This window comes from Staphylococcus sp. FSL W8-0305 (assembly GCF_037966415.1).
Taxonomy (GTDB): domain Bacteria; phylum Bacillota; class Bacilli; order Staphylococcales; family Staphylococcaceae; genus Staphylococcus; species Staphylococcus aureus.
The window spans coordinates 1181446-1203772 of record NZ_CP150198.1; the positions used below are offsets into that span (position 1 = coordinate 1181446).

Sequence of the window (22327 nt, forward strand, 5' to 3'; positions counted from 1 at the left end):
GATTGCAAAATTTTAATAAACATTTTAATATGTAATTAAGAAATTTTTTTAGTACAAAATCTTTCTTAATAATGATTAAGGAGGTCAGTAATGATTGAAATTAAAACATTAACGAATAATGATTTTAATGAGTATAAGAGACTTGTTTCGACAGTCAATGAAGAATTCACTCAAGATTCACATTATAGTCAAACAATGACTGACACCTTAATACATGACATTTTAAATCAAGGTTCACCGAAATGTATTGTATTTGGCTGTTATGAAAACGAAACACTTATCGCAACAGCTGCCTTAGAACAAATTCGATACGTTGGAAAAGAACATAAATCATTAATTAAATACAACTTTGTTACTAATAACGATAAATCGATTAATAGCGAGCTCATTAATTTCATTATTAATTATGCACGGCAGAACAATTACGAATCTTTACTTACATCAATTGTGTCAAACAACATAGGTGCTAAAGTTTTCTATAGTGCACTAGGATTCGACATTCTTGGTTTTGAGAAAAATGCAATTAAAATCGGAAATACCTATTTCGATGAACATTGGCTTTTTTATGATTTGATTAATAAGTAATACAGTTTTATATATTCTACATTTCTCATAAATTCAAATCATATATTAATCTATTTTTCATACAACTACTCTACTATTGAGTAGTTGTTTTTTATTTGGTATGATATCAATAAGTTTTTTCAGAATATTCTATGTTTTAGGGGTGTCAAAACTTAATGGTAACCGCAATTATTCATGGATTTATCTTAGCGATTGGTCTAATTTTACCTTTAGGTGCACAAAATGTATTTATTTTTAACCAAGGAGCTAATCAACCAAAATATAGATATGTATTGCCTGCAATAATTACAGCCGGGTTGTCAGACAGCTTATTTATTATTATTGCAGTGGTAGGAGTTTCTATCATTATTATGTCTTTACCTATACTTCAAGCAATTATTTATATAGTTGGTTTAATTTTCTTGATGTATATGGCTTGGACCATTTGGCATGATAAACCCTCAACAGATGGAGAAGCTCAAATTATGTCTCCAATGAAACAAGTAAGTTTTGCTTTATCAGTTTCATTACTCAATCCACATGCTATTTTAGATACAATTGGTGTAATTGGTAGTAGTGCTGCATTATATAGTGGCAGCAATAAAATTGCGTTTACAATCGCTTGTATTAGCGTTTCATGGTTATGGTTCTTTTTACTCGCAATTTTAGGAAAAATGGTTGGATCAATTGATAAAACCGGAAAATTATTAACAATAATCAATAAAATATCAAGCATAATAATTATTATTGTTGCTCTGATGATATTACAAAAACTTATTCAATTATTATTCTAAAGCGTCATGTAGTTGTATTTTAAAAGCGTTATACAAAAGACATACTTGTGTCTATGTATAACGCTTTATTTATTATAAATTTGGATCAATTAACTCAACAAATTTAAATGTTCCATTGTCATATTCAAATTTCAAGATATTACAATTACCGATATTATGCTTTAATGCTTCATCTAGTTTAAGGCAATATCTTAAAAATACTCCCATTATTGTTCCATGACTCACGACTAATGCATTATTCTTTGTTTGAGACATAATGTCATGTAAAGTTTTCACAATGCGATCTTCAACTTGTTGCCTTGCCTCTCCTTTGAAAGGAACAATTCGATCTCCGAATAAGTCTTCAGGCTTGTATAGATTATCAAATAGATAGACTGACTCACCTTCAAATAATCCAAAATGCCATTCCTTCAGTCCCTTAAAACGTTGATACGATTGATTAGGTGCAACATTTTCAAGTGTGTCACTTGCACGTTCTTGCGTTGATGATGCATATAAATCGAAGTTTATCCCCTTAGTTTCATAATAGCTACGTGCCTTTTGAGCTTGAGCAATTCCAAGTTCTGTTAGCGGCGAATCTCCAAATCCCTGAATTAGTCCCTTAAAATTAAACAAAGTTTGTCCGTGGCGCATTAAATATAACGTTTTAGCCAACAATAACACCTCTTCAATAAAAAGTATTGATAGCTCAAAATGTATTCTCTTTTTATTAAAATGAGTACCAAATATATTAAACCATTATTTAAACTTTTTCGGTAGCGAAAACCTTTGCTTTTGATGAACATTTTTTTCATAAGTAATGATGATTTTAGTTTAAAAGATAATGTGACGGGGTAAAACGCAATGAAGAGTACAGAATTTTAAAGGAGTGAGTGTTTATGGATAATCATAATCAATGTAATTATGTGAATCCACAAAATGTTTCACTTGACTGGGAATGTTTTATAATTAGTAAAAGTGAAATGTTGTTAGATGGTGTACCAAATGAACTTATAAACACTTGGTTAGATAAAGACATTATTACACCATTTTCGATAAGAAATGATGAAATAAACTTTAAAACAAAAGATATTTGGGATGCACTAATACATCATAATTGGTACTACTCAAATTAATTTGCCATATATAAGCTAATAGCTCTATTTGTAGTTTCAATTAATTGATGATCTGTGTAATTAGACATCACATATGCTCTAATTACTTGGTGTCTTTCTTCTAATCGAGGGAATGCTTTATCTTCACTAACGTGTTCGGCCAATATACCAAATGGTGTGTTATCATTTTGAAAACCCATGATGAAATTGTAAAACGTCATAAGACTTGCCCCCTTCATTTATTAAACGCTATTTAAAGTGTTATTATTAATCTTATCAGAAAACTAGTATTTGTAAATGTGCAAAAGTGATTTTGCACATTTTTTTGTTATCTGATTCTAAAAATATTAACGAATTGTACAACTTTAAGGGTTTTTAGTATGTAAATATTCTTTTCACATTAATACTATACTCCCCTATATATGCTCACTTGTTTGAATTAATAAACTTTAGCATTCTACAAATAATATTTTAAAAATAACTATACTTTTTATTTACCTATTGGAAAATAGTGCTATCATATTTATTAAGAAGCTATTTTTATACTAGTAGGTGTCAGTCATGAATAACATTTTGTTAAATGCTATCAATATAGTTATTACTACCACTTTTGTTATCTTTAATATTTTAATCACATATAATAAAGATTTAGATGATTTATGTTGGCTCCTGCCTGGTATTATCATTTGTGGTGTGATACTCATAGTATCCTTTACCATTGCAATGATAACTAAAAACTGGTTAAGTGAAATATTATTTTTTATAAATATCGTACTCGTTCTCTATTACATTTATCCTATTTTTTATAGTTTTATAGGTTAATAATTACGGTATATAAGGAGGGTTTCACATGTCTTTACATTTTGCAATTCTGTTTTGGCTAGCATTAATTTTCTTAGTTGCCGCTACGTTTATACTCGTATTAATGAAAAAAACTGGCAAAGAATCTAAAAAAGAGTCCTATTTAAGTTTCACTGTCATTCTCTATATTTTCGGATTCGCTATTTTAATATACACATTTATATTTGGTGTGCTATAAATGAAATTCATTTTATATCCAGTCTGAAACGTCTCAAAGATGTTTTAGACTGTTTTTTATTCTTAATAGACATTTCACACTCTCATACTTTAATATTTAAGATATGTTTTAGTCTTGCATGCTTATTAAAGATTAAAATTATAATTCAAGGCTATTTACATATATTTCTTCAACAAGGAGCTTTTAAGTGAACTATATTAAACGAACGTTAATTTTACTTATATTATTCGTTGTCGTATCCCCTATAAACTCACCAAAAACAATTGCAGATAATAAGTATTCAGAAATTCAAGATGACAAATTCCAATTACAACCTGGTGATATTATTATTACAAAAGGCCCTGTCATGTGGGGATTTTTTGGTCATTGTAGTATCGCGATTGATGATAAAACGATTTTGCAAATTGAGGGGCCTGGCGACAAACCAACTACACAATCCTTCGAATCTTTTAAATATAATTATGCAAGTGGCAAAAATGATTGGATGAAAGTTTATCGTTGCAGCTATCCTGGTGCAGGTAAAAAAGCGGCTGACTGGGTTAAGAAAAACTATGAAAATACAAATCATCGTTATCTAGTTACATTAAATTTGAACAGCAAAAAATTTACGTATTGTACTAAAATTATCTATCAAGCTTATAAATTTGGTGTAAGTGAAAAATCAGTTAAAAGTTATGGACTACATATTATTTCACCCTATGCAATTAAAGATAATTTTATAGATCCATATAAACTAAGACTTGTTAAAGCTTATTAACACAGTTTCATCAAATAGTTAAATTAGTTTGTGTTTTGCAATAAATTGGGTATAGATTACAAATGATATTTCAGGAGGCCCAATATTTTGAATGAACTAACTAAAGAACAAAAGTATACAATAGCTAAATTTTACAAATTATATATTGAACGTTCGAATAATGGAGAAACAGAAACAGTCGCTAACTTTTTTGGCGATGCTAAAGATGCACGTGAAAACTATTTTTGCGATCGTGATTATCAAGACTTCTTAACTAACTGCCAAATTTTAATTCAAAACAAATACTTAACTGGTGAAGTTTTGGACGATAACATTTACAATATTTCTATTTTAAACAAGACATTTATTGAATTTGAACAAAATTTTGGTTGAACATGAATGTCTCAACTATAAACTTTCTAACCCTAATTTAAAGCAGGAGTGAAAAACATACATGAGTGAATGGCATATTAATAATCAATCTACAAAACCTTTTTTAATACAACAAGCGGAAAAGCAATTGTCTATTGTTAAACCGTTGCCTAATGGTAGCTTCCAAATACTCACAGAAATAGATTTGGATAATGGCAATGTTAGTAACATCGATCATTCTCTACTTGTTTCAGTAGACCCCAAAGCATTAGAAATAAGTATATTTGACGCTGTAAATTAAACACAATATTTTTATTTAATTATTTTAATGTTTCGCCTTTTAAATGAAAACAAGATTACTGAATTATTATGAGATTTTAAAAACAATAAATATTCTCAATAATTAATCAGTCTTAATAAAAAATTAACAAAAAGTTGATTAGTTAAATTATTAATTAAGTAGTAAGATATTATGCGATGTGGTATCCTATTATTGTTAAACATTTTGAGTGTTTAACATTACTTCTTGTTATCGCCATATACAGACTTTAATTCTCGTCATTATTAAAGTTCTGTATTGGCGCTTTTTTTATATTCAAAATCAAAAGTCGGACAGATGAAAAGTAAAAAACTTTTCCATCAGTTCGATTTATTTTAGAACCATTATATATTGTTAGATCTCCACCTAAATTTATTGGACAAAAAAATAACAGCTAGTGCTTTTACCACACCAACTGCTATCGATTTAAAGCATAAAAAAAACAGCCCTATAATAAGGACTGTTTGAATAAGTTAAAATTACATTTTAACTACGTTTGCAGCTTGCTCGCCACGGTCGCCTTCAACGATGTCGAATTCAACTTTTTGGCCTTCTTCTAATGATTTGTATCCATCTTCAGCGATTGCTGAGAAGTGTACGAATACGTCGCTACCATCTTCTCTTTCGATGAAACCAAAACCTTTTTCTGCATTAAACCATTTAACTGTACCGTTATTCATATTGAATACCTCCGTCGTGCTTTTGCACTAAATATTTTGTAACAAATTCATAAATGAAAAGGAGAATATTCTATATAAATAACTCACATTTTTCTTCACGCTCTTTATTACTTAACCTTCATTATACACTTTTAAATATAGAAGTAAAGCATTATTTTATTTTCTGTGATAATACACATTGAAATATATAGTAATATTCCATTTTAATACTAAATTTAAAATTTTTATTTTCTAATATTAAATACACTTGATTTTGATACGATTTACTTTTTTAATTCTGATTTGATAATAAATCATAACGTGATCTAAAAATTATAAAAGTGCCACTAGCAGCAGTGACACTTTTACAATGAGCATTATTGACCTGAATCAGCGTTGTCTTCGCTCCAAATATTTAATTTCTCTTTTTTCGCTTGTGCTTCACTTTTTCTTAAAAGTTGTTCATGTGTATTGTTAGGTTTATAAACATAAGCAACTTTAGCCAAGCCTTGACGAACTAAAGCTTCGTTTACCATTTTTCCATCAGCATAAATATACGCTAAGCCACGTCCATATTTATCAGTTCTTTGACCTTTGTCAAACTCGACTTCAATTTTCTTTGCATTTTCTACCATCTTTTTCGTAAATGCACTTGCTTCAGGACCATATTTCTCTACACCTTTTTTAGGATGCTTTGTTTCAGGTGTATCAACCAATAATAGTCTGAATGTCATTGGTTGACCTTTGTACATTAATTTAACAGTATCACCATCAATCGCTTTAATTAATGTCGCAGGTTCTTTATGTAATTTTTTAGTTGAAGTTGCACTATATACTGTTGGATCTTCAGAACCACTTCTATTTACGCCATTATCTGTTTGTGATGCATTTGCTGAGCTACTTAGACTTGAAGCTACAACTAAAGTTAACACTAAGCAACTAGTAGCGAAAAAGAAAAACCTCTTTGCGTATTGTTCTTTCGAAACATTACTGATAGCCATCCCTATAAGTAATATTGAAACAATTGCCATACATATGCCAGCACTTAATAAGTATTCTGTCATAACTAACACCTCTTTCTTTTTAGTTAATTTTAATATTAAACGTTAATTAATTATAATTCTACATTTTTACAATTAATTAATAAAAATTTAATAATTATAATAAAATAACTATACTTACTTTTATGTATTTTCTATATTTTAGGTGTCAGAACTTATATATTTAGTCGTATTTGTAAAATTAAAAAGCCTACAACATGAATCGTTGCAGACTATCATATCGAGACAAAGAGGTTTATTAGCGTCTCTATATCTATGCGGAATTTGAAAAGATTATTTATTATATTTACGGGGATAAATTGTCATTTAAAAACGAAATGTATAACTTATAAATTACTTTGTATTAGCGTTTTTCAGTTTTCTCTATCTTATTATTCACTTTATCAATTTGTTTATTTAAATAATTTTGGTGAGACTGACTAAGTGTACTTACCTTTGCAGTAGCTTTAGCAAAGTCTTCATATATTTGCGTATATTTATAATCATTAATCAAGTTTTGTGCTTCTTTAACATGATCACGTCTGATAGCACGTTTGTCGCGGTCTGTGAAATGTGATGAGTAAATTTCACTATAACCAACCATAGCTCCTGATTTACCGCCTACGTATTTTGAACTCATTGATAATTCTAAAACATTATTAGAAGAAGTGCTATATGTAATTTTTTCGTAATCGTTGTGTTCTCCACCTAATCCCTTCAAATCATTTTGGGGATAGTAAATAAAGCTTTCATTGACTTTCGAAATAGCATCTTTTATAACTTTTTCTTCCGATGTTACTTCAGTAAATTGCTTAGTATCATTAACGCCACTCTCTGTCACTAAAGCTTTTGCATTATTCGTTTGCCATAATTGTGTCGCACAAAGTACGCCCATTGTTAATACTAGTACTTTCCTTTTCATTTTTTACTCCTTATTTGCTTTGATTTAAAAACCGACTTTTTTACCCTGTTTTCTTCGCCATTGAAAATTATATACCAATATTTTAGAAACAATAATTAACTTGCGATGAACAAACTATTAACAATAATCTCGAGTCTTATATTTATCTTAATTAATAATATATTTATTTAAGATTATGTTACTTCCAACTTTTAAAGTAGAAAAACGGTATAATTTGTTGATGGGTGTTTATTGATAAACTGCAAAAAACATAGCCTACAACCTCATAGATTGCAGACTATGTTTAAAATAATAGGTATTTATCATATCTCGTAAACTTAATGTCAATTTTTATACTCGTGGTGCTGGTAAGATACCCTGAAACTCAGGAACAACGTGTGTAGGGCTATTACTTGGAACAGCATATTGATAATTTACATTTTTGATGTTTAATGCTGGTTTAACAATTTTACAACCATGTGATTTTGAAAATGAGAAATGTTTTTTTACACCTTTGACTACTTTATAAGTATAAAAATATTTATAGTTATAAGTTTTATTTACTTTTGCATTTTGATGTGTTGCTGTTGTGTTATTTTGGAAACTTGGTACATGCATACGATGTGAATTGTGACCATATGATGGAATGACCTTAAAACTATTTATTTGAGGTACAGCACAAAAGTGATGAATTCTAATACTAGCTTGTCCTGGTGTTACAACTTTATGACCATGGTATCCAGGAACTGCAAAATGATGATTTATAATTAACGATTGAGATTGAGATGGGTGTGTATATCTAGGTGCTTCTGATGGTTTAATAGTAAAGTGATGATGGATAGAAGATGTTGCATGGTTTACATGTTTATGTACATGTGTTGATTTGTATGAAGTAATAACTTTCTTATAGTGGGTTTGCGTAGTAATGAAACGATGGTTTACTTTATTTTGCGTAATAAATCTATTCACCTCTGGGTCTTTAGCAACAATTTGCTTGTCAACTTGTTTTGAAGCTGGATTGTTTGTTGTTACATTCACTCGATTATTGATTTCTTTATACTCTGGTACAATGATTCCTAATTTTGATTCTGGTACGGCAAAGTTTTTATCTACAATTTTACTAGCTGCCGATGGATCTGCAATCTTATTCAATTTATCTTCAGAAGCTACAAAGTTTTTGTTGTCAGCTAAATTACTAACATTTACTTTTGGTGCTTTTTTAAATTCATCGTAAGTTGGAATAATTTTATTAATACCCGATTCTGGAACTACAAAGTTTTTATCAACACTTTCTGTTGATGCATTAGCGTGATTTGAATTCATAAATTGTGTAGCAAATAGCGTGCTCATAGTTAAAACTAATAATTTCTTTTTCATCTGTTATTTCTCCTTTATATAGACTCAATATCATAACCAATTTAATTTTCCTGTTATATTCACTAACAGCATTATATACCAGAATTTTCAGTATAATAATTAACTTGAAGTAAACGTTGTCTTAACATTTTTATTGTTTTTCAGCTTAAAATTAATTATTGATATTGATAGTTAAGCATAATAATTTTTTCGTAATATAAAGTGAAAAAAGTAATAGTCCACACCTGTTTAGAATGTGGACTATACTAGATTGCATCATTGAAATGATGACTTTGATATTATTTATTGCTAGTTTAAAATGTTGTTATTTTTACGGCAAACTCATTATTTCCTTTGCAGCCATGCATTAATTATTTGCCATTATATACTTTATTAATTTATTTATTAAAACGTTTTTGATGACCTGCACTTAAAGTATTTACTTTTTGTTGGGCATTTAATCGGTCTTTATAACTATGTGTATCTTTATAATTATCAACTAACTTTTGAGCTTCTCTCACGTGTTCACGTTTAATCACGCGCTTCTCACGTTCAGTTAAATGCGAAGAATCAATTTGACTCAAACCAACCAATGAACCTGTCTTTCTACCAGGTAAAGCAGATGTTTCTTCAATTTCAATAAGATGATTATGCGTGTGATTTGAAGTAGTTGGTGATTGATGCGTTGTTGTGAAATCATGACTTTCACCATTTAATCCAGCTAATGGTTTTGGTGCTTTGTAAACGATTTGTTGCTGTGTTTGACGCTCAACTGTAGGCATTGGTAGCTGTGTGGTTGTTTCAGTGTATGTAGGCGGTGTTGTTGGTTTCTTTGATGGCTCAGAAACCACAAGTTGCTTGTCGTTTTCGTTGTCAACACGTTGTTTATGTTCAAAATCATATTCTAATGAAACTACAGGAGTTTTCTTATTTTTTTGCTTATCTAAAAATCTCGCTTTTCTTTCTTCAGCTTTTCTTTCGTAGTCAGCTTTTTGTTGTTCAGAGACTTCTTGAGATACAGATTTGTGATTGTGGGTATTTAAACTTCTTTTTGCTTCATCATTTTTTGCTGCTTCAGTGTCAGATTTTAATTTATTTGCATTTTTTATATTTGTTTCTTTTTCTTCTTTAGGCGCTAATGTTGGTATAGATGTTGGCCTTTGTTGTCCAATTTCTCCAAAGAATTCATCAATAATAGTTTCTAAATCCTCTTTTTTATTATTGAACATTCTTTGATTGGTAGCCCTCTTCTTTTTTCTCTCTTCATCTTTATAACCAAGAATCATATCTAATTTGTTATATAAATCTTCTACTTCATTTTTATTCGAGTGATAAAATGTATAACCTATCATTAGTACTTGATTTTCAAGAGTGTTTAATTCCGTATCAGCTTTAGTTTGTTCCTCATTGTTATATTCTTTTAACACTGGATTTTTATTATTAATTTCTTCGATTTCTTTTGAAAATTCTTCACGATGATTTTTTAATGAATTATAAATTGACTCATATCTTTCGTGTGTTAATCCCAGATAATTTGATGTATTAGTATTTCTATTTTTTATTTTTTTCTCTTCACTAAAAAATTTTTTAATGCATCATCTTCAGCCATAAATTTTTGTTGATACTTTTTAACTGCTTCTTTGTATTCTGGTTCCTCATATTTTTCATAATCTGCAAATGATAATGACGATATTAACATATCTAAATTTTCTTCATATTTATCACTAGTTATTGTAGTACTTCTTTTCCCATTTAATTTCAATGACTCAGATTTATATGGATTCTCCTCCCCAGAAACCACTGCACTCGCACGATTGCTTTCCCAAATTTGTGATACACATAATGCTCCCAATGATAAAACTAGCAATTTATTTTTCAACTGTATTTTCTCCTTAATTTTCCCTAATTAACAACCTACCTTACACCCTATTTTTTCGCCAAGCCAAATTATATAACATCTACCTTTTTAAAATAATTAACTGTTGATGAATTAATTATTAATTATATTCAAACAATATATTTGGAAAATCCAAGTAAAAAAGCCACCTTTTTAGGTGACTTCTTCATGAATCATACGATTAATTTAATATCATTATTACTTATTTCTTATCTTTATTTTCTTTTTTTCTTCTGAAAAGTAGTAATGAACCTAATGATGCTAATAATCCCCAAATTAGTGACGTATTAGCTTCATCTTCAGAACCTGTATCTGGTAATGGTTCTTTACTTTCTTTAGCCTCATTTTTATTTGAAGCATTAGTACCACTTTTAGGTGAATTAGGCGGCACTACATTATTGTTAGAACCTGAATCGGAATCGCTATTCGAATCACTTTCTGAGTCTGAGTCGTTATCTGATCCTGTGTCACTCGTTGAATCTGAATCGGAATCACTCGCTGAATCCGAGTCACTATCTGAATCTGAGGCACTGTCTGAGTCGGAATCGCTATCTGAATCTGAGTCACTATCTGATTCTGAATCGCTGTCTGAGTCTGAGTCGCTATCTGAATCTGAGGCACTATCTGAGTCGGAATCGCTATCTGAATCCGAGTCACTGTCTGAGTCTAAATCACTGTCTGAATCTGAATCGCTGTCGGAATCCGAGTCACTGTCTGAGTCGGAATCGCTATCTGAATCCGAGTCACTGTCTGAGTCTAAATCACTGTCTGAATCTGAATCGCTGTCGGAATCTGAGTCGCTATCTGAGTCGGAATCGCTATCTGAATCTGAGGCACTATCTGATTCTGAATCGCTATCCGAGTCGGAATCGCTATCTGAGTCTGAGTCGCTATCCGAGTCGGAATCGCTATCTGAGTCTGAGTCGCTGTCTGAGTCTGAATCGCTATCTGAATCTGAGTCGCTATCTGAGTCTAAGTCGCTGTCTGATTCTGAGTCACTGTCTGAGTCTGATTCACTATCCGAGTCTGAGTCACTGTCTGAATCTGAAACACTGTCTGAGTCGCTGTCTGAATCTGAATCACTATCTGAGTCGGAATCGCTGTCTGAATCTGAGTCGCTTTCTGAGTCTGAGTCGCTATCTGAATCTGAGTCACTGTCTGAGTCGGAATCGCTATCTGAATCCGAGTCACTGTCGGAATCTGAATCGCTATCTGAGTCTGAGTCACTATCTGAATCTGAATCGCTGTCTGAGTCTGAGTCACTATCTGAATCTGAATCGCTTGCTGAATCGGAATCACTCGTTGAATCTGAATCACTCGTTGAATCTGAATCACTCGCTGAATCTGAATCACTTGCTGAATCTGAATCACTCGCTGAATCTGAATCACTTGCTGAATCTGAATCACTCGCTGAATCTGAATCACTTGCTGAATCTGAATCGCTCGCTGAATCTGAACCACTATCTGATGTAGAATCACTACCCGAATCTGAACCGCTATCTGAATTAGAATCGCTGCCAGAATCTGAAACACTATCTGAACCTGGGTCAGAATCTGAATCCTCTGGAATTGGTTCAATTTCACCCGGCTCATCAGGTTGTTCAGGAACAACAGGTTTATCGATACCGTCACCAGAACCTGATCCGTTATTAAATGCTACTTCATTATCCCATGACATTGATCGCCAAATTATATTCGAATTATATCCATATAAAGTTGAACGTAAAGCTAAATCACCTTTACTATTAGGATCAATATGCCCATTAACAACTACAATATATGGTGTTGTTATTTGATCATCAGGCGTATTGAACTCTACTTTATATTGATTTGGATTTGGGAATGTAATATTCACACTATCAGTGACATCTTCAAAGTTATCTGGATTCACATAATAACTTTCAGACAAGTCTGATGCATTATCAACTTTATATACTTTAATACTAGTATTTTGTGCATCTATTAATGCATTACTATCCGTATTTGGTTTTAAATTACCTGTTAAAACCGGCGCAATAACGTTATCTCCACTTGGATTGACATAAATTGTCTGACGATACGTATTATTTGTTTTATCGATTTGGTCAATTGTACCTTTAATAGATAAGTTATAAAACTTACCATATTTTTCATAATCTACTAATACTGTTTTGTTTGCTGTTGTACTACCTATGCCAGTAGCCAATGTCACATTACCTGTCTTTGTAACATTTTCAGGGTCAATATAAGCGGGCATGGTCAAAGTTGCTTTAACATCATCTTTAGTATTTACATAGTCTGTAAATGTATAAATAACATTACCATCACTATCGATTACACCATTTGCCAATACTTGATCTCCGGCCATAATTGGTGGCACTTTAGCAGTTGAAGTTACACCATTTAAGTTTAATTCTTTGGGCACAGTTATTTTGAATGTGTCACCTTGAACAGCCTCATTTGGTACTGAGAACCCATAATTCAGTTTGACATAGCCTGCTTGGTGCGGATAAACTGTATCTCCAGAGTCAATACCAACTGTCTCATTCGTCAACTGATTCGTAATATCTTTGCCAGCAGCCGGTGCATCTGCAGCTACAGCCGCTAAACTAAATGCTCTCATTCTAGGCGCACTTGTATTAACCGCTTGATTAACTACATCTTTATTACTTGCATCTGTACTCTGTGGAGCTGATTCATTGTTTGAAGGTGTTGCTTCAGTTGAAATGTCTTGCGTTGTTGAAACATTTTCCGCATTTGTAGAATTTTGAGGTGAATTTACAGATGATACTGTATTAGTATCATTAGAAGTCGTTTCATTACTTGTTTGATTCACTGATTCTTCCGCATTTGTATTGCTTGATTGAGTTGTTGCCGGTGTATTAGCTTGATTCGTTGCCGTAGTAGTAACTTCACCAGTTACCGGTGTTTCTTCTGTAGTTGCATTTGTTGATGCTGATTGTGTCGTTTCCTGTTGTGCTGGATTTTGCGCTACATTCGTTTCGTCACTATTAGTGTTTGTCGTTGTATTAGAATCACTCACGTTTGTGTTGTCTGTTTTAGGTGCAGCATTAACGCTACTTGGATCATTACTTTTGCTCTCATTACTCGTATTTTCCGTTTGTGTCATACTATTTTCACTTGCATCTGCTTCTTTACTGCTGAGTAGTCCAAAACCGATTAACGTACCTACAAGCACTGAAGCCACGCCAATCGATTTTTTACGAATTGCGTGTTTTTCTTGTTTCTTCATATTCATTTTATTCCCTCTTTTTAAAAAGTCATTTTATATTAACTGTATACCCTTTTAATATATATTTAATCTCTATTAATGCAATTATACACCAAAATTGCATAATGGCAATTAATTTGTTTTAGAATTTTATTAACTACAATAAATATTTACAACGAAAAGTTTTTCATTTTCTCTGTTTTAAAAATTGCAAACGACAATGCGCGATTTCATTGTAAACAATTTGTATTATTAATATGAACTCTGCCTAATGTAATCCTAGCTTGAAATCATATTTTTTCAAAAGCAGATGTGTAATTTATGGTACCTGTTTTTCCCGCTAAACTGTTCACTTTTAATTCTTTAATTAAAAACGCTTCATCTGGTATACCATCATATGGTGGATAAATGTCGTACATACTTGCGCGTTGATATCCTAGATTGGCATAATAATTCGGCCATCCTAATACACTGATAAAATTATATCCTTTTAATATTGCTTCTCGTTCTAATGCTTGAATCAATCGCTTCCCAATACCTTTATTTTGATGATGAATATCAACAGATACAGGTGCTAACACTAATCCAATTTCCCGTTGTGCCTCGTTATCAAGATAAACTTCACTTAGTAAACCGTGCCCTACAACTTCATTTTGAAGAACAGCTACTAATTCTAAGTTATTGTCATACGTATCACTTAGACGAATTTGGTCTACTAGTTCTGATTCATTACCATAACCATGTTCACTATTTTCAAATGCCGTTCTAATTAACTGGTCAACTTGAGCAAAGTCATGTTGATGTATTTGTCTAATTTGCATCTTTGCCCCTCCTTTTAGTTCTATCTTATAGAAAAATGCATTACAACATAAAGTAATATTTTATAGTAATGACGCCATTATTTCATTAAAATTGAATGATATTTTTTGCAATAAACAACTATCCTCTTAAATCAATTTTCAGATAAACTGCAAATCATAAATTTCTTTATTATTATAAGTATTAAAACGGTCGATTTGACCTTTTAATATAACTTCCTGTTGTTTGTGACTTACATTATGATAATAAGTCATACGTACATTCAAATCAGCTTCATAACCATTGTTCTCAATCGTTCTTTCTAATTCTTCGTACACATTTTTATTAATTGATAACATGTACCCTTCTTTACTAGGTAAAATATTCACGTACTTTTTCTGAATGACTTTATCATTACCCAATAAAACCTCTATTGCAATTTTTTTAGCAGCACCGCCACCTAAATTATATAGTTTAATATAATCTTTATGATGATGCTCTTCTGTAGCGGAATTCATTATATTAAGTTGATCCCCCTCCCTTTCTAATAAAATTTGGTTAAAACCTAAAGCTGGCAGAAAGCTAATTTTCATTTGATAAAGTTGAACTGAAACTGATACAAAATAAAATAAAGCCATAATAAATGTTCCAATAGATCCTATAGCTGAAATAATATTAATCATTAAGATATCACCCTTCTCTTAAGAAATTCATATGATTAATTTCAAACTGAAAAATCATTTTACTTAATCGTTTATATCCAAAAAGAATCATTTTAAACGTTATATTCGACTGCTCATATAAAAAATTTTGCTTTATAGCCTTAAGTAATTTTTTAACTATCAAGTACGCTTATTATTACGGCAATCTATTTGCATTGACTAAAAAATACAATAACGCTTTTGAGGGCACCCATCTTTGACCAGTATTTCAAAATTAATAAAACATCTTCTTCAATACATATTCATCTCATACAAATAAGTTGAATTTTTTTATTTTTTATAAACGTAATTTCTTAACAAATCAAAATTTTACATTTAAATCTTTCGATATATTACAAGTTTTTTAAAAAAGTAATATATTTCTATCAATAAAAGTAATATAATATTAGTAATTATAGTTCCATTAATTTATTGCAACAATACATAGAATCATTATTACAAGAATTATTTAATATCATCTTAGAATCTCACAAAATATCAACTTTGTTTAATTACTCAAAACGATAAGTCGTTTAGAGTTTTTAAAATAAATTTTTGCGAAATAAAGGAGACATGTTAAATGAAAAAAGTAATGGGGATATTATTAGCAAGTACACTTATCTTAGGTGCTTGTGGACATCATCAAGATAGTGCAAAAAAAGAGAGCACTAGTCACAAAAAGAAAGAAAATGACAATGAAGAATTAAATGAAGAACTTAAAGAATTTAAAAGCAAAAAAATATGGATATAAAAATTAAAGGCGATACTATTGTTAGTGACAAATTTGAAGCTAAAATAAAAGAACCGTTTATCATCAATGAAAAAGATGAGAAAAAGAAATATATCGCTTTTAAAATGGAAATTACTGCTAAAAAAGACGATAAAGATTTAAATCCATCTTCTATTTCTCATGACTATATTAATATCACTCAAGATGATAAAAATACAGTAAATAAATTAAGAGATGGTTATCTTTTAAGTGATAAAAATTATAAAGATTGGACAGAACATAACCAAGATCAAATTAAAAAAGGCAAAACTGCACAAGCCATGTTTATCTATGAGTTAAGAGGTGATGGAAACATTAATTTAAATGTCCATAAATACTCAGAAGATAAAACAGTTGATTCTAAATCATTCAAATTTAGTAAACTTAAAACCGAAGATTTTTCTCATAGAGCGGAAACAAGGGAAGAAGTAGAAAAGAAAGAAAAAGAATTTGAAGAAGAGTACAAAAAAGAACAAGAACGAGAGAAAGAAAAAGAAAAGCAAAAAGATGACGACCACAGTGGTTTAGATGAAGTATAAATTTATGAATGCTCGCATTCAGCGTTATAATCTTTGTTGTTATTATTGTCATTATAAATTAGCTTACTTACACTCATAATGACACACTAATTTAATTGTTAAATATAACAAAAAAGAGTAGCTCGCCTACTCTTTTTTGTTGTTTTGAAATGGTCATTTTTGAAATGACTCGATTATAGTTTCACGAATACCATGCAACATTTTTCGTGAACTCATATTTTACAAATCAATATTTATCGATCAAAAATAAACCTATACACATAGTTAGCTATGCCCTTTTAAAAGTTCTATATTATATTAGTTAAAAATTTGTAAACAGTTGGTGTAACAGTAATTTCAATTAAAGCGCATAAAAATGCCACAGGTAAAAATATTAGCAGGTAACACTTTACTATTGATTTTAATAAAACAAAAAAATTTGGCAATGTCTCTTTTCTTTTTCTAAATAAATTCATTGAATTTTTTCTGATGTACGCATTTAATAAGAATAACATTGATAGTTCAATGCTTGTTAAGTATATTTCTAAAATACCATGAGGCAAAATACCAATAAAAATAGCTATCCCTTCGTTTAATTTATATGAAAATGTAACCCCAATAATAACCGACAATGAATAAATTGTAGATATTGTAGGAATAAAATACAAATATGGTATTGGTATTATCGATAATATAAGTGACACAAAAGGAACTATAAAAGCATTATTAACAAATATCTCCAAAAACCCATTAAGATTATAAGTCACTTTATGATTTAAATCTTTACTAGGAAAATCACTAAAGTCCTGTATATTCATACCAATTATGTAAAATACTATTATTAGAATCAAACAAATAAAACAATTGAATTGCATAAATTTGTTACTGCGTTTCAAAAATGAAGATAAACTCAAGTCATTCATTGATTATGCCCCCATCTATAAATACTATTTCACTAAATAGATACGTTCACTCGCAAACGATATCATCCTTAAAAATCTATTAAAAACCAGCTATATTAAAACCTTTAATTTACCAGCTAAAACTATCACAACTTTTCCTCATTACATTTAAACAATATATCAAATTTAAGTCAATTAAAAGAAAAATATAATATTTATAAAAATCTTGATTCTAATTCTAAACTATATATTTAATTCTCTTATTTATGATACTTCTTTAGCTTAATTAATTTTGCAAATAAAATTTACATTTTAAAACTCAAAGCTCAACTTTTTTGACACTTATTTGACACATATTCTTTCAACCCTTAACGCAAAATCTTATATGTACACAAGTATTAATTTTTCATTCATGAAAATTTGAACCTAATCAGATACTATCATATCAACGTTCACAGCTAATTTAACCTTCCTCACAAGAAGAGATAAAAAACAAATAAAAAAGCCCACATCCGCAAAGGTTGTAGGCTACAAATATGGAGACGGCGGGATTTGAACCCGCGTCCAGAGGTCCTGATACACATCTTTCTACGTGTGTAGTTTATCGAAAAGTTTCGCATCATGAAAAGTGATAAACAACCAACATGATGCTAGCTTGATTAAGTTTCTTCTAAACAGACTTCAAACGGCAGTGTTTAGCATATCCTATTAAGGTTGAATCGCGTTAACAGCACATAGGAAATGCTGTTAGGCGATGCAGAGTGCGATTAGGCAGCTACTGCGAAATTATTGTTTGATTTGCCAGTTATTATAAACTGTGTGTGTTGATGACGAAGACAACCCTCCGACACGCTTAATGAGCTCGGGGGACCCCTGTCGAATCCAGAAACGTCCCCGAAATAATAAATCAAACAAATCATACTTTTGCAATTTACAAAAGCACATATAACTATATCAAATATAGCCCGATTAAGCAACTAAATCGCTTAATAACGGGCTTTCATATCGCGCGCAACATCTCGTTTGACTGCTTTTTCTTTCAAAGCTTGACGTTTATCATATTTTTTCTTACCTCGTGCAACACCAAGTAATACTTTACAATGTCCATGCTTCAAATAAAGCTTTAACGGCACAATCGAATAACCAATCTCACGTGTTTGATCACCCAATTTAATGATTTCACGCTTATGCAATAATAATTTTCGAGAACGAAGAGGATCGTGATTAAAACGATTCCCTTCTTCGTATGGTGCTATATGCATATTATTCAAATACATTTCACCGTTTTTAACTTGCGCATAACTATCTTTAAGGTTAGCACTACCTCGGCGAATTGATTTTATTTCTGTGCCTTGCAATACAATTCCCGCTTCAATCGTGTCTTCAATATTATAATCATGTCTAGCTTTACGATTTTCCGCTAATGTACCTGGTGATTTCTTCTTAGCCATTCATACTCACCTCATTGCTGCTTATTTTTTCTTACGACGTGCTTTCTTTTTCACACTTTTATCTTTATAAAATGGCTTATGTTTACTGTTTCCTGATTTGTCATTTTTACGTTGGTTTTTACCTTTACGTTGCTTACCTTTTTTCTTATGACCTTTATCATCAGATTTCGATTTATCTAATGATTTACCACGCGTTTTAGCTTGAATTGTCTTACCTCGTGCTGGGCGCTGTGATCGATCATTTTTCGGTAAAGGCATACCTACAATTTGAAAATCAATTAATCGTTCATCTACATCAACATGCGTCACTTTAACCTTAACTGTGTCACCAATTCTAAATACTTTAGCTTGACGCTCACCAATTAATGCCATTTGACGCTCTTCAAAACGGTAATAATCATCAGTCATATTCGCAATATGAACCATACCTTCTATCGTATTTGGCAATTCAATGAACATACCGAAGTTAGCTACTGAGCTGACAATACCTTCAAATTCATCACCAATATGTTGAATCATATATTCTGCTTTTTTCAATTCATCAGTATCACGTTCTGACTCAATAGCACGACGTTCACGTTTAGAAGTATGTTCAGCTAACTCAGGCAATTTGTCTTCCCAACGCTTCACTTCTTTGTTATCCATTGATTTCTCAATTAAATACTTACGGATTAAACGATGAACTGTTAAATCAGGATAACGTCTTATTGGTGATGTAAAATGCGTATAATATTCAGCTGATAAGCCAAAATGTCCCAAGTTCACATCATCATAATGCGCTTGTTGCATTGAACGTAACATCATTGTTGAAATGACCATTTGTTCAGGTCGACCTTCTACTTCTTCTTGGACCTTTTGAAGTGTTGTTGGATGAATATCTTCGCCTGTTCCTTTAATCATAATGCCAAAGTTAGTAATAAAATCAAAGAATTGTCTTAAGCGATCTGATTTAGGTTGCTCATGCACTCGGTAAATAAATGGTACATCTAACTTACTAAAATGTTCAGCAACTGTTTCATTTGCAATTAACATAAATGACTCAATAAGACGTTCGCCTTCACCACGTTGTCTCAATTGAACATCTGTAGGTATACCATCTTCGTTAACTAGTACTTTCGCTTCGCTAATATCAAAATCAATTTCACCACGACGTTTTCTCATTTGAATCAAACGATTAGATAAATCTTGTGCTAAATCTAACATAGGCGTAATTTCTTTATATTGCTCGCGAATGTTAGGATCCTTTTCAGTAATAATCTGGTTAACTGCATCATACGTCATTCGATAATCAGAATGTATAACACTATCAAAAATTTCATGTTTAACAACACGACCACTTGCATCAATTTCCATGCGACAGCTTAACGTTAAACGATCAACGTGAGGATTTAATGAACAAATACCATTGCTTAATCGATGTGGAATCATCGGAATCACACGGTCAACAAGATATACACTTGTCGCTCTATCATAAGCTTCTTTATCTAAAGCTGAATCTTCCGTTACATAATAACTGACATCAGCAATACTTACAGTTAATTGCGTATGACCGTTCGCTAACTTTTTAACACTGATTGCGTCATCTAAGTCTTTAGCATCCGCACCATCAATTGTGATTGTCAATTCATCACGTAAATCATGACGGCCTTTAATTTCAGTATTTTCAATATGATCAGGTACTGCTTCAGCTTCTTCTAATACTTCATCAGGAAACTCAATTTCAATACCATGTTGATAAATAATAGATAAAATATCTACACCTGGATCATTTTTATGTCCTAATATTGCTGAAATATGCCCTTCAGGATTATCTGAACCATCAGCATACTTAGTAATTTGAACTAGTACCTTATGCCCATCTACTGCACCTAAACTTTGACCTTTAGGAATGAAAATATCTTGCATAATACGTTTATCATCTGGAATAACAAAGCCGAAATGTCTAGCTTCACTATACGTACCAACAACTTGAGTTACAGAATGCTTCTCAATCGACTTAACTTCCCCTTCAATTTTACCTTTATGTTCACCTTTAGATTGATGTATTTCTACAATTACAGTATCTCCGTCTAAGGCACGATTAATTTTTGTTGGGGGAATAAATATATCTTCCATATCCTCATCTTTAGGTCTTAGGAAAGCAAAACCTTTCTTGTTTTGACTTAACGTTCCTTTTATCAATTTCGATTGACCTTTGGAACTATGCTTTTTTTGGTATCTATCTGTTTTCGAACGTTCGATTAATCCTGATTGTTCTAACTCCACAAGCACCTTAATTAAATCTCTAAACGAGTCGGCACTGCTTAAACCTAATGCATCTTGAAAATCTGAAACTGACATAGGTTCATATTCAGGTTGATTAATAATCTCTTCTATTGATTGCTTTAAATTCATTATGCCCCTCCTTTCTAATGTTAAAATCTCTTTTTATTCTGACCAGTCTAATGACTCTAAAAATTGATAAATATCATCGAAAACTTGTTCTTTTTCTTTATCAATTGTAATAACATGTCCTGACTGACTATACCATTTGATATCTTTTTCGTCAGAGTCTACATGTTCATATATATAATTTGCGGATTGTGGATCAATCATATTGTCGTTTTCTGCTTGAATCACTAAAATTGGGTCAAGCACCTCATCAACTTGATCTTTAATCGTATCTAATGCTTCACTTAATTCTTTTAAAGTTTCAGTTGGTTTGAAATGATGCATTTCTTTGTCAATCGTTTCTTGATCTTTACCCTCATACTTTTTAAAATTGCGTGCATATTCTAAAAAGCCTTCATAAATGGCACCTTCAGTTTTGCCACCCATAGGAGCACACATCGTTACAATACCCTTTACATCTCGATTTAAGCTTAATTTTAATGCAAAATCGCCACCTAATGACAAGCCAGCAACAACGATTTCATCATAACCTTGTTCAACAAGGTAGTCATAGCCATCTAAGGCATCTTTAAACCAAACAAAAGGACTTGATTGAAGTATCTCTTCTGGTGGTGCTGCATGACCTTCATATTGTGGTGCATACGATGTATAACCTTTCTTTTGTAAAAATCGACCTAATTGACGAACATCAGACGAATTGCCTGTAAAACCATGTAGTAATAACACGGCACGTTTACCTTCCTCAAAAAAGAAAGGCTTTGGTAACTTTATTTGCATAAATCTAACGCTCCTTTTTCACAATTAACAAACGTACT

At 31.2% G+C, this 22327-nt stretch carries 22 protein-coding genes, 1 other RNA gene and 2 pseudogenes; 9 read left to right on the forward strand and 16 right to left on the reverse strand.

Features of this window, described 5'->3' with window-relative positions:
• The first annotated feature begins 90 nt into the window (after positions 1-90).
• Together NST10_RS05850 and NST10_RS05855 are read left to right on the forward strand one after the other, a co-directional pair.
• Entirely contained in the window at positions 91-585 is a 495-nt protein-coding gene (locus NST10_RS05850) for a GNAT family N-acetyltransferase (RefSeq protein ID WP_000569884.1), read from the forward strand.
• A gap of 155 nt (positions 586-740) precedes the next feature.
• Positions 741-1358, forward strand: a complete 618-nt coding sequence (locus NST10_RS05855; RefSeq protein ID WP_000255545.1) for a LysE/ArgO family amino acid transporter — start codon at positions 741-743, stop codon at positions 1356-1358.
• A 72-nt stretch (positions 1359-1430) separates the two neighbouring features.
• On the opposite strand, the gene NST10_RS05860 is transcribed toward NST10_RS05855, so the two are convergent.
• Positions 1431-2012, reverse strand: coding sequence for a histidine phosphatase family protein (locus tag NST10_RS05860; protein ID WP_001140696.1), 582 nt, complete (start codon positions 2010-2012; stop codon positions 1431-1433).
• Between the two features lie 224 nt (positions 2013-2236).
• Here NST10_RS05860 and NST10_RS05865 point away from each other — a divergent pair, with 224 nt between their 5' ends.
• Positions 2237-2473: a hypothetical protein gene (locus NST10_RS05865; protein WP_000368687.1), complete on the forward strand. Its 237-nt coding sequence runs from the start codon at positions 2237-2239 to the stop codon at positions 2471-2473.
• Here the strand turns inward: NST10_RS05865 and NST10_RS05870 are convergent.
• The gene (locus NST10_RS05870; protein ID WP_000145163.1) at positions 2470-2673 is read right to left on the reverse strand and encodes a sterile alpha motif-like domain-containing protein; all 204 of its coding nucleotides are present in this window, start codon (positions 2671-2673) and stop codon (positions 2470-2472) included. The two genes, NST10_RS05865 and NST10_RS05870, sit on opposite strands and share 4 nt — an antisense overlap.
• A gap of 340 nt (positions 2674-3013) precedes the next feature.
• Here NST10_RS05870 and NST10_RS05875 point away from each other — a divergent pair, with 340 nt between their 5' ends.
• The 5 genes from NST10_RS05875 (at position 3014) to NST10_RS05895 (ending at position 4900) form a co-directional block, all read left to right on the forward strand.
• Positions 3014-3274 carry a hypothetical protein gene (locus NST10_RS05875; protein WP_001059690.1) on the forward strand — a complete coding sequence of 87 codons (261 nt, stop codon included), beginning with the start codon at positions 3014-3016 and terminating at the stop codon, positions 3272-3274.
• A 28-nt stretch (positions 3275-3302) separates the two neighbouring features.
• Positions 3303-3491, forward strand: coding sequence for a hypothetical protein (locus tag NST10_RS05880; protein WP_000052076.1), 189 nt, complete (start codon positions 3303-3305; stop codon positions 3489-3491).
• A gap of 187 nt (positions 3492-3678) precedes the next feature.
• The gene (gene lnsA / locus NST10_RS05885) at positions 3679-4248 is read left to right on the forward strand and encodes a lipoprotein N-acylation protein LnsA (RefSeq protein ID WP_001106663.1); all 570 of its coding nucleotides are present in this window, start codon (positions 3679-3681) and stop codon (positions 4246-4248) included.
• A gap of 87 nt (positions 4249-4335) precedes the next feature.
• Complete coding sequence (locus NST10_RS05890; protein ID WP_001004401.1) at positions 4336-4620, forward strand: hypothetical protein; 285 nt, start codon at positions 4336-4338, stop codon at positions 4618-4620.
• Between the two features lie 61 nt (positions 4621-4681).
• Positions 4682-4900, forward strand: a complete 219-nt coding sequence (locus NST10_RS05895) for a hypothetical protein (protein WP_000005879.1) — start codon at positions 4682-4684, stop codon at positions 4898-4900.
• Positions 4901-5397: 497 nt separating this feature from the next.
• Here the strand turns inward: NST10_RS05895 and NST10_RS05900 are convergent, their stop codons facing one another.
• The 9 genes and pseudogenes from NST10_RS05900 to NST10_RS05940 all read right to left on the reverse strand — a co-directional run bounded on the left by NST10_RS05900 (position 5398) and on the right by NST10_RS05940 (position 15626).
• A complete protein-coding gene (locus tag NST10_RS05900; RefSeq protein WP_001059082.1) occupies positions 5398-5598 on the reverse strand; it encodes a cold-shock protein in 201 nt (66 codons plus the stop codon).
• A 356-nt stretch (positions 5599-5954) separates the two neighbouring features.
• Positions 5955-6641 carry a thermonuclease family protein gene (locus NST10_RS05905; protein ID WP_001574556.1) on the reverse strand — a complete coding sequence of 229 codons (687 nt, stop codon included), beginning with the start codon at positions 6639-6641 and terminating at the stop codon, positions 5955-5957.
• A 340-nt stretch (positions 6642-6981) separates the two neighbouring features.
• Positions 6982-7539 (reverse strand): hypothetical protein, encoded by a 558-nt coding sequence (locus NST10_RS05910; protein WP_000824491.1) that lies wholly within the window; start codon positions 7537-7539, stop codon positions 6982-6984.
• Positions 7540-7869: 330 nt separating this feature from the next.
• On the reverse strand, positions 7870-8895 hold the full coding sequence (emp, locus tag NST10_RS05915; protein WP_000728052.1) for an extracellular matrix protein-binding adhesin Emp: 1026 nt from the start codon (positions 8893-8895) through the stop codon (positions 7870-7872).
• Between the two features lie 377 nt (positions 8896-9272).
• Positions 9273-10753: pseudogene (gene vwb, locus NST10_RS05920) on the reverse strand (von Willebrand factor binding protein Vwb).
• 220 nt (positions 10754-10973) lie between these two features.
• Positions 10974-14009 carry an MSCRAMM family adhesin clumping factor ClfA gene (gene clfA, locus NST10_RS05925; protein ID WP_339211827.1) on the reverse strand — a complete coding sequence of 1012 codons (3036 nt, stop codon included), beginning with the start codon at positions 14007-14009 and terminating at the stop codon, positions 10974-10976.
• A 263-nt stretch (positions 14010-14272) separates the two neighbouring features.
• Positions 14273-14803, reverse strand: coding sequence for an N-acetyltransferase (locus tag NST10_RS05930; RefSeq protein WP_001167165.1), 531 nt, complete (start codon positions 14801-14803; stop codon positions 14273-14275).
• Between the two features lie 138 nt (positions 14804-14941).
• Complete coding sequence (locus NST10_RS05935; RefSeq protein ID WP_000608187.1) at positions 14942-15463, reverse strand: hypothetical protein; 522 nt, start codon at positions 15461-15463, stop codon at positions 14942-14944.
• A gap of 7 nt (positions 15464-15470) precedes the next feature.
• Positions 15471-15626, reverse strand: a complete 156-nt coding sequence (locus tag NST10_RS05940) for a hypothetical protein (RefSeq protein ID WP_001791373.1) — start codon at positions 15624-15626, stop codon at positions 15471-15473.
• Between the two features lie 435 nt (positions 15627-16061).
• On the opposite strand from NST10_RS05940, the pseudogene NST10_RS05945 reads away from it, so the two are divergent.
• Positions 16062-16789 (forward strand): annotated as a pseudogene (locus NST10_RS05945) (DUF5067 domain-containing protein).
• 287 nt (positions 16790-17076) lie between these two features.
• Here the strand turns inward: NST10_RS05945 and NST10_RS05950 are convergent.
• The 5 genes from NST10_RS05950 to NST10_RS05970 all read right to left on the reverse strand — a co-directional run bounded on the left by NST10_RS05950 (position 17077) and on the right by NST10_RS05970 (position 22289).
• Positions 17077-17691: a stage II sporulation protein M gene (locus NST10_RS05950; RefSeq protein WP_000999096.1), complete on the reverse strand. Its 615-nt coding sequence runs from the start codon at positions 17689-17691 to the stop codon at positions 17077-17079.
• 513 nt (positions 17692-18204) lie between these two features.
• Positions 18205-18566, reverse strand: a transfer-messenger RNA (tmRNA) gene (gene ssrA, locus NST10_RS05955).
• A 90-nt stretch (positions 18567-18656) separates the two neighbouring features.
• Positions 18657-19121: an SsrA-binding protein SmpB gene (gene smpB / locus NST10_RS05960; RefSeq protein WP_001085185.1), complete on the reverse strand. Its 465-nt coding sequence runs from the start codon at positions 19119-19121 to the stop codon at positions 18657-18659.
• Positions 19122-19142: 21 nt separating this feature from the next.
• On the reverse strand, positions 19143-21515 hold the full coding sequence (rnr, locus tag NST10_RS05965; RefSeq protein ID WP_001050041.1) for a ribonuclease R: 2373 nt from the start codon (positions 21513-21515) through the stop codon (positions 19143-19145).
• Positions 21516-21548: 33 nt separating this feature from the next.
• Positions 21549-22289 (reverse strand): carboxylesterase, encoded by a 741-nt coding sequence (locus tag NST10_RS05970; RefSeq protein ID WP_001165967.1) that lies wholly within the window; start codon positions 22287-22289, stop codon positions 21549-21551.
• Between the last annotated feature and the right edge of the window lie 38 nt (positions 22290-22327).

Coding starts and splice junctions, on each gene's coding strand:
- NST10_RS05850 (WP_000569884.1), top strand. CDS start 91: ATGATTGAAATTAAAACATTAACGAATAATGATTTTAATGAGTATAAG.
- NST10_RS05855 (WP_000255545.1), top strand. CDS start 741: ATGGTAACCGCAATTATTCATGGATTTATCTTAGCGATTGGTCTAATT.
- NST10_RS05865 (WP_000368687.1), top strand. CDS start 2,237: ATGGATAATCATAATCAATGTAATTATGTGAATCCACAAAATGTTTCA.
- NST10_RS05870 (WP_000145163.1), bottom strand. CDS start 2,673: ATGACGTTTTACAATTTCATCATGGGTTTTCAAAATGATAACACACCA.
- NST10_RS05875 (WP_001059690.1), top strand. CDS start 3,014: ATGAATAACATTTTGTTAAATGCTATCAATATAGTTATTACTACCACT.
- NST10_RS05880 (WP_000052076.1), top strand. CDS start 3,303: ATGTCTTTACATTTTGCAATTCTGTTTTGGCTAGCATTAATTTTCTTA.
- NST10_RS05895 (WP_000005879.1), top strand. CDS start 4,682: ATGAGTGAATGGCATATTAATAATCAATCTACAAAACCTTTTTTAATA.
- NST10_RS05900 (WP_001059082.1), bottom strand. CDS start 5,598: ATGAATAACGGTACAGTTAAATGGTTTAATGCAGAAAAAGGTTTTGGT.
- NST10_RS05905 (WP_001574556.1), bottom strand. CDS start 6,641: ATGACAGAATACTTATTAAGTGCTGGCATATGTATGGCAATTGTTTCA.
- NST10_RS05910 (WP_000824491.1), bottom strand. CDS start 7,539: ATGAAAAGGAAAGTACTAGTATTAACAATGGGCGTACTTTGTGCGACA.
- emp (WP_000728052.1), bottom strand. CDS start 8,895: ATGAAAAAGAAATTATTAGTTTTAACTATGAGCACGCTATTTGCTACA.
- clfA (WP_339211827.1), bottom strand. CDS start 14,009: ATGAATATGAAGAAACAAGAAAAACACGCAATTCGTAAAAAATCGATT.
- NST10_RS05930 (WP_001167165.1), bottom strand. CDS start 14,803: ATGCAAATTAGACAAATACATCAACATGACTTTGCTCAAGTTGACCAG.
- NST10_RS05935 (WP_000608187.1), bottom strand. CDS start 15,463: ATGATTAATATTATTTCAGCTATAGGATCTATTGGAACATTTATTATG.
- NST10_RS05950 (WP_000999096.1), bottom strand. CDS start 17,691: ATGAATGACTTGAGTTTATCTTCATTTTTGAAACGCAGTAACAAATTT.
- smpB (WP_001085185.1), bottom strand. CDS start 19,121: ATGGCTAAGAAGAAATCACCAGGTACATTAGCGGAAAATCGTAAAGCT.
- rnr (WP_001050041.1), bottom strand. CDS start 21,515: ATGAATTTAAAGCAATCAATAGAAGAGATTATTAATCAACCTGAATAT.
- NST10_RS05970 (WP_001165967.1), bottom strand. CDS start 22,289: ATGCAAATAAAGTTACCAAAGCCTTTCTTTTTTGAGGAAGGTAAACGT.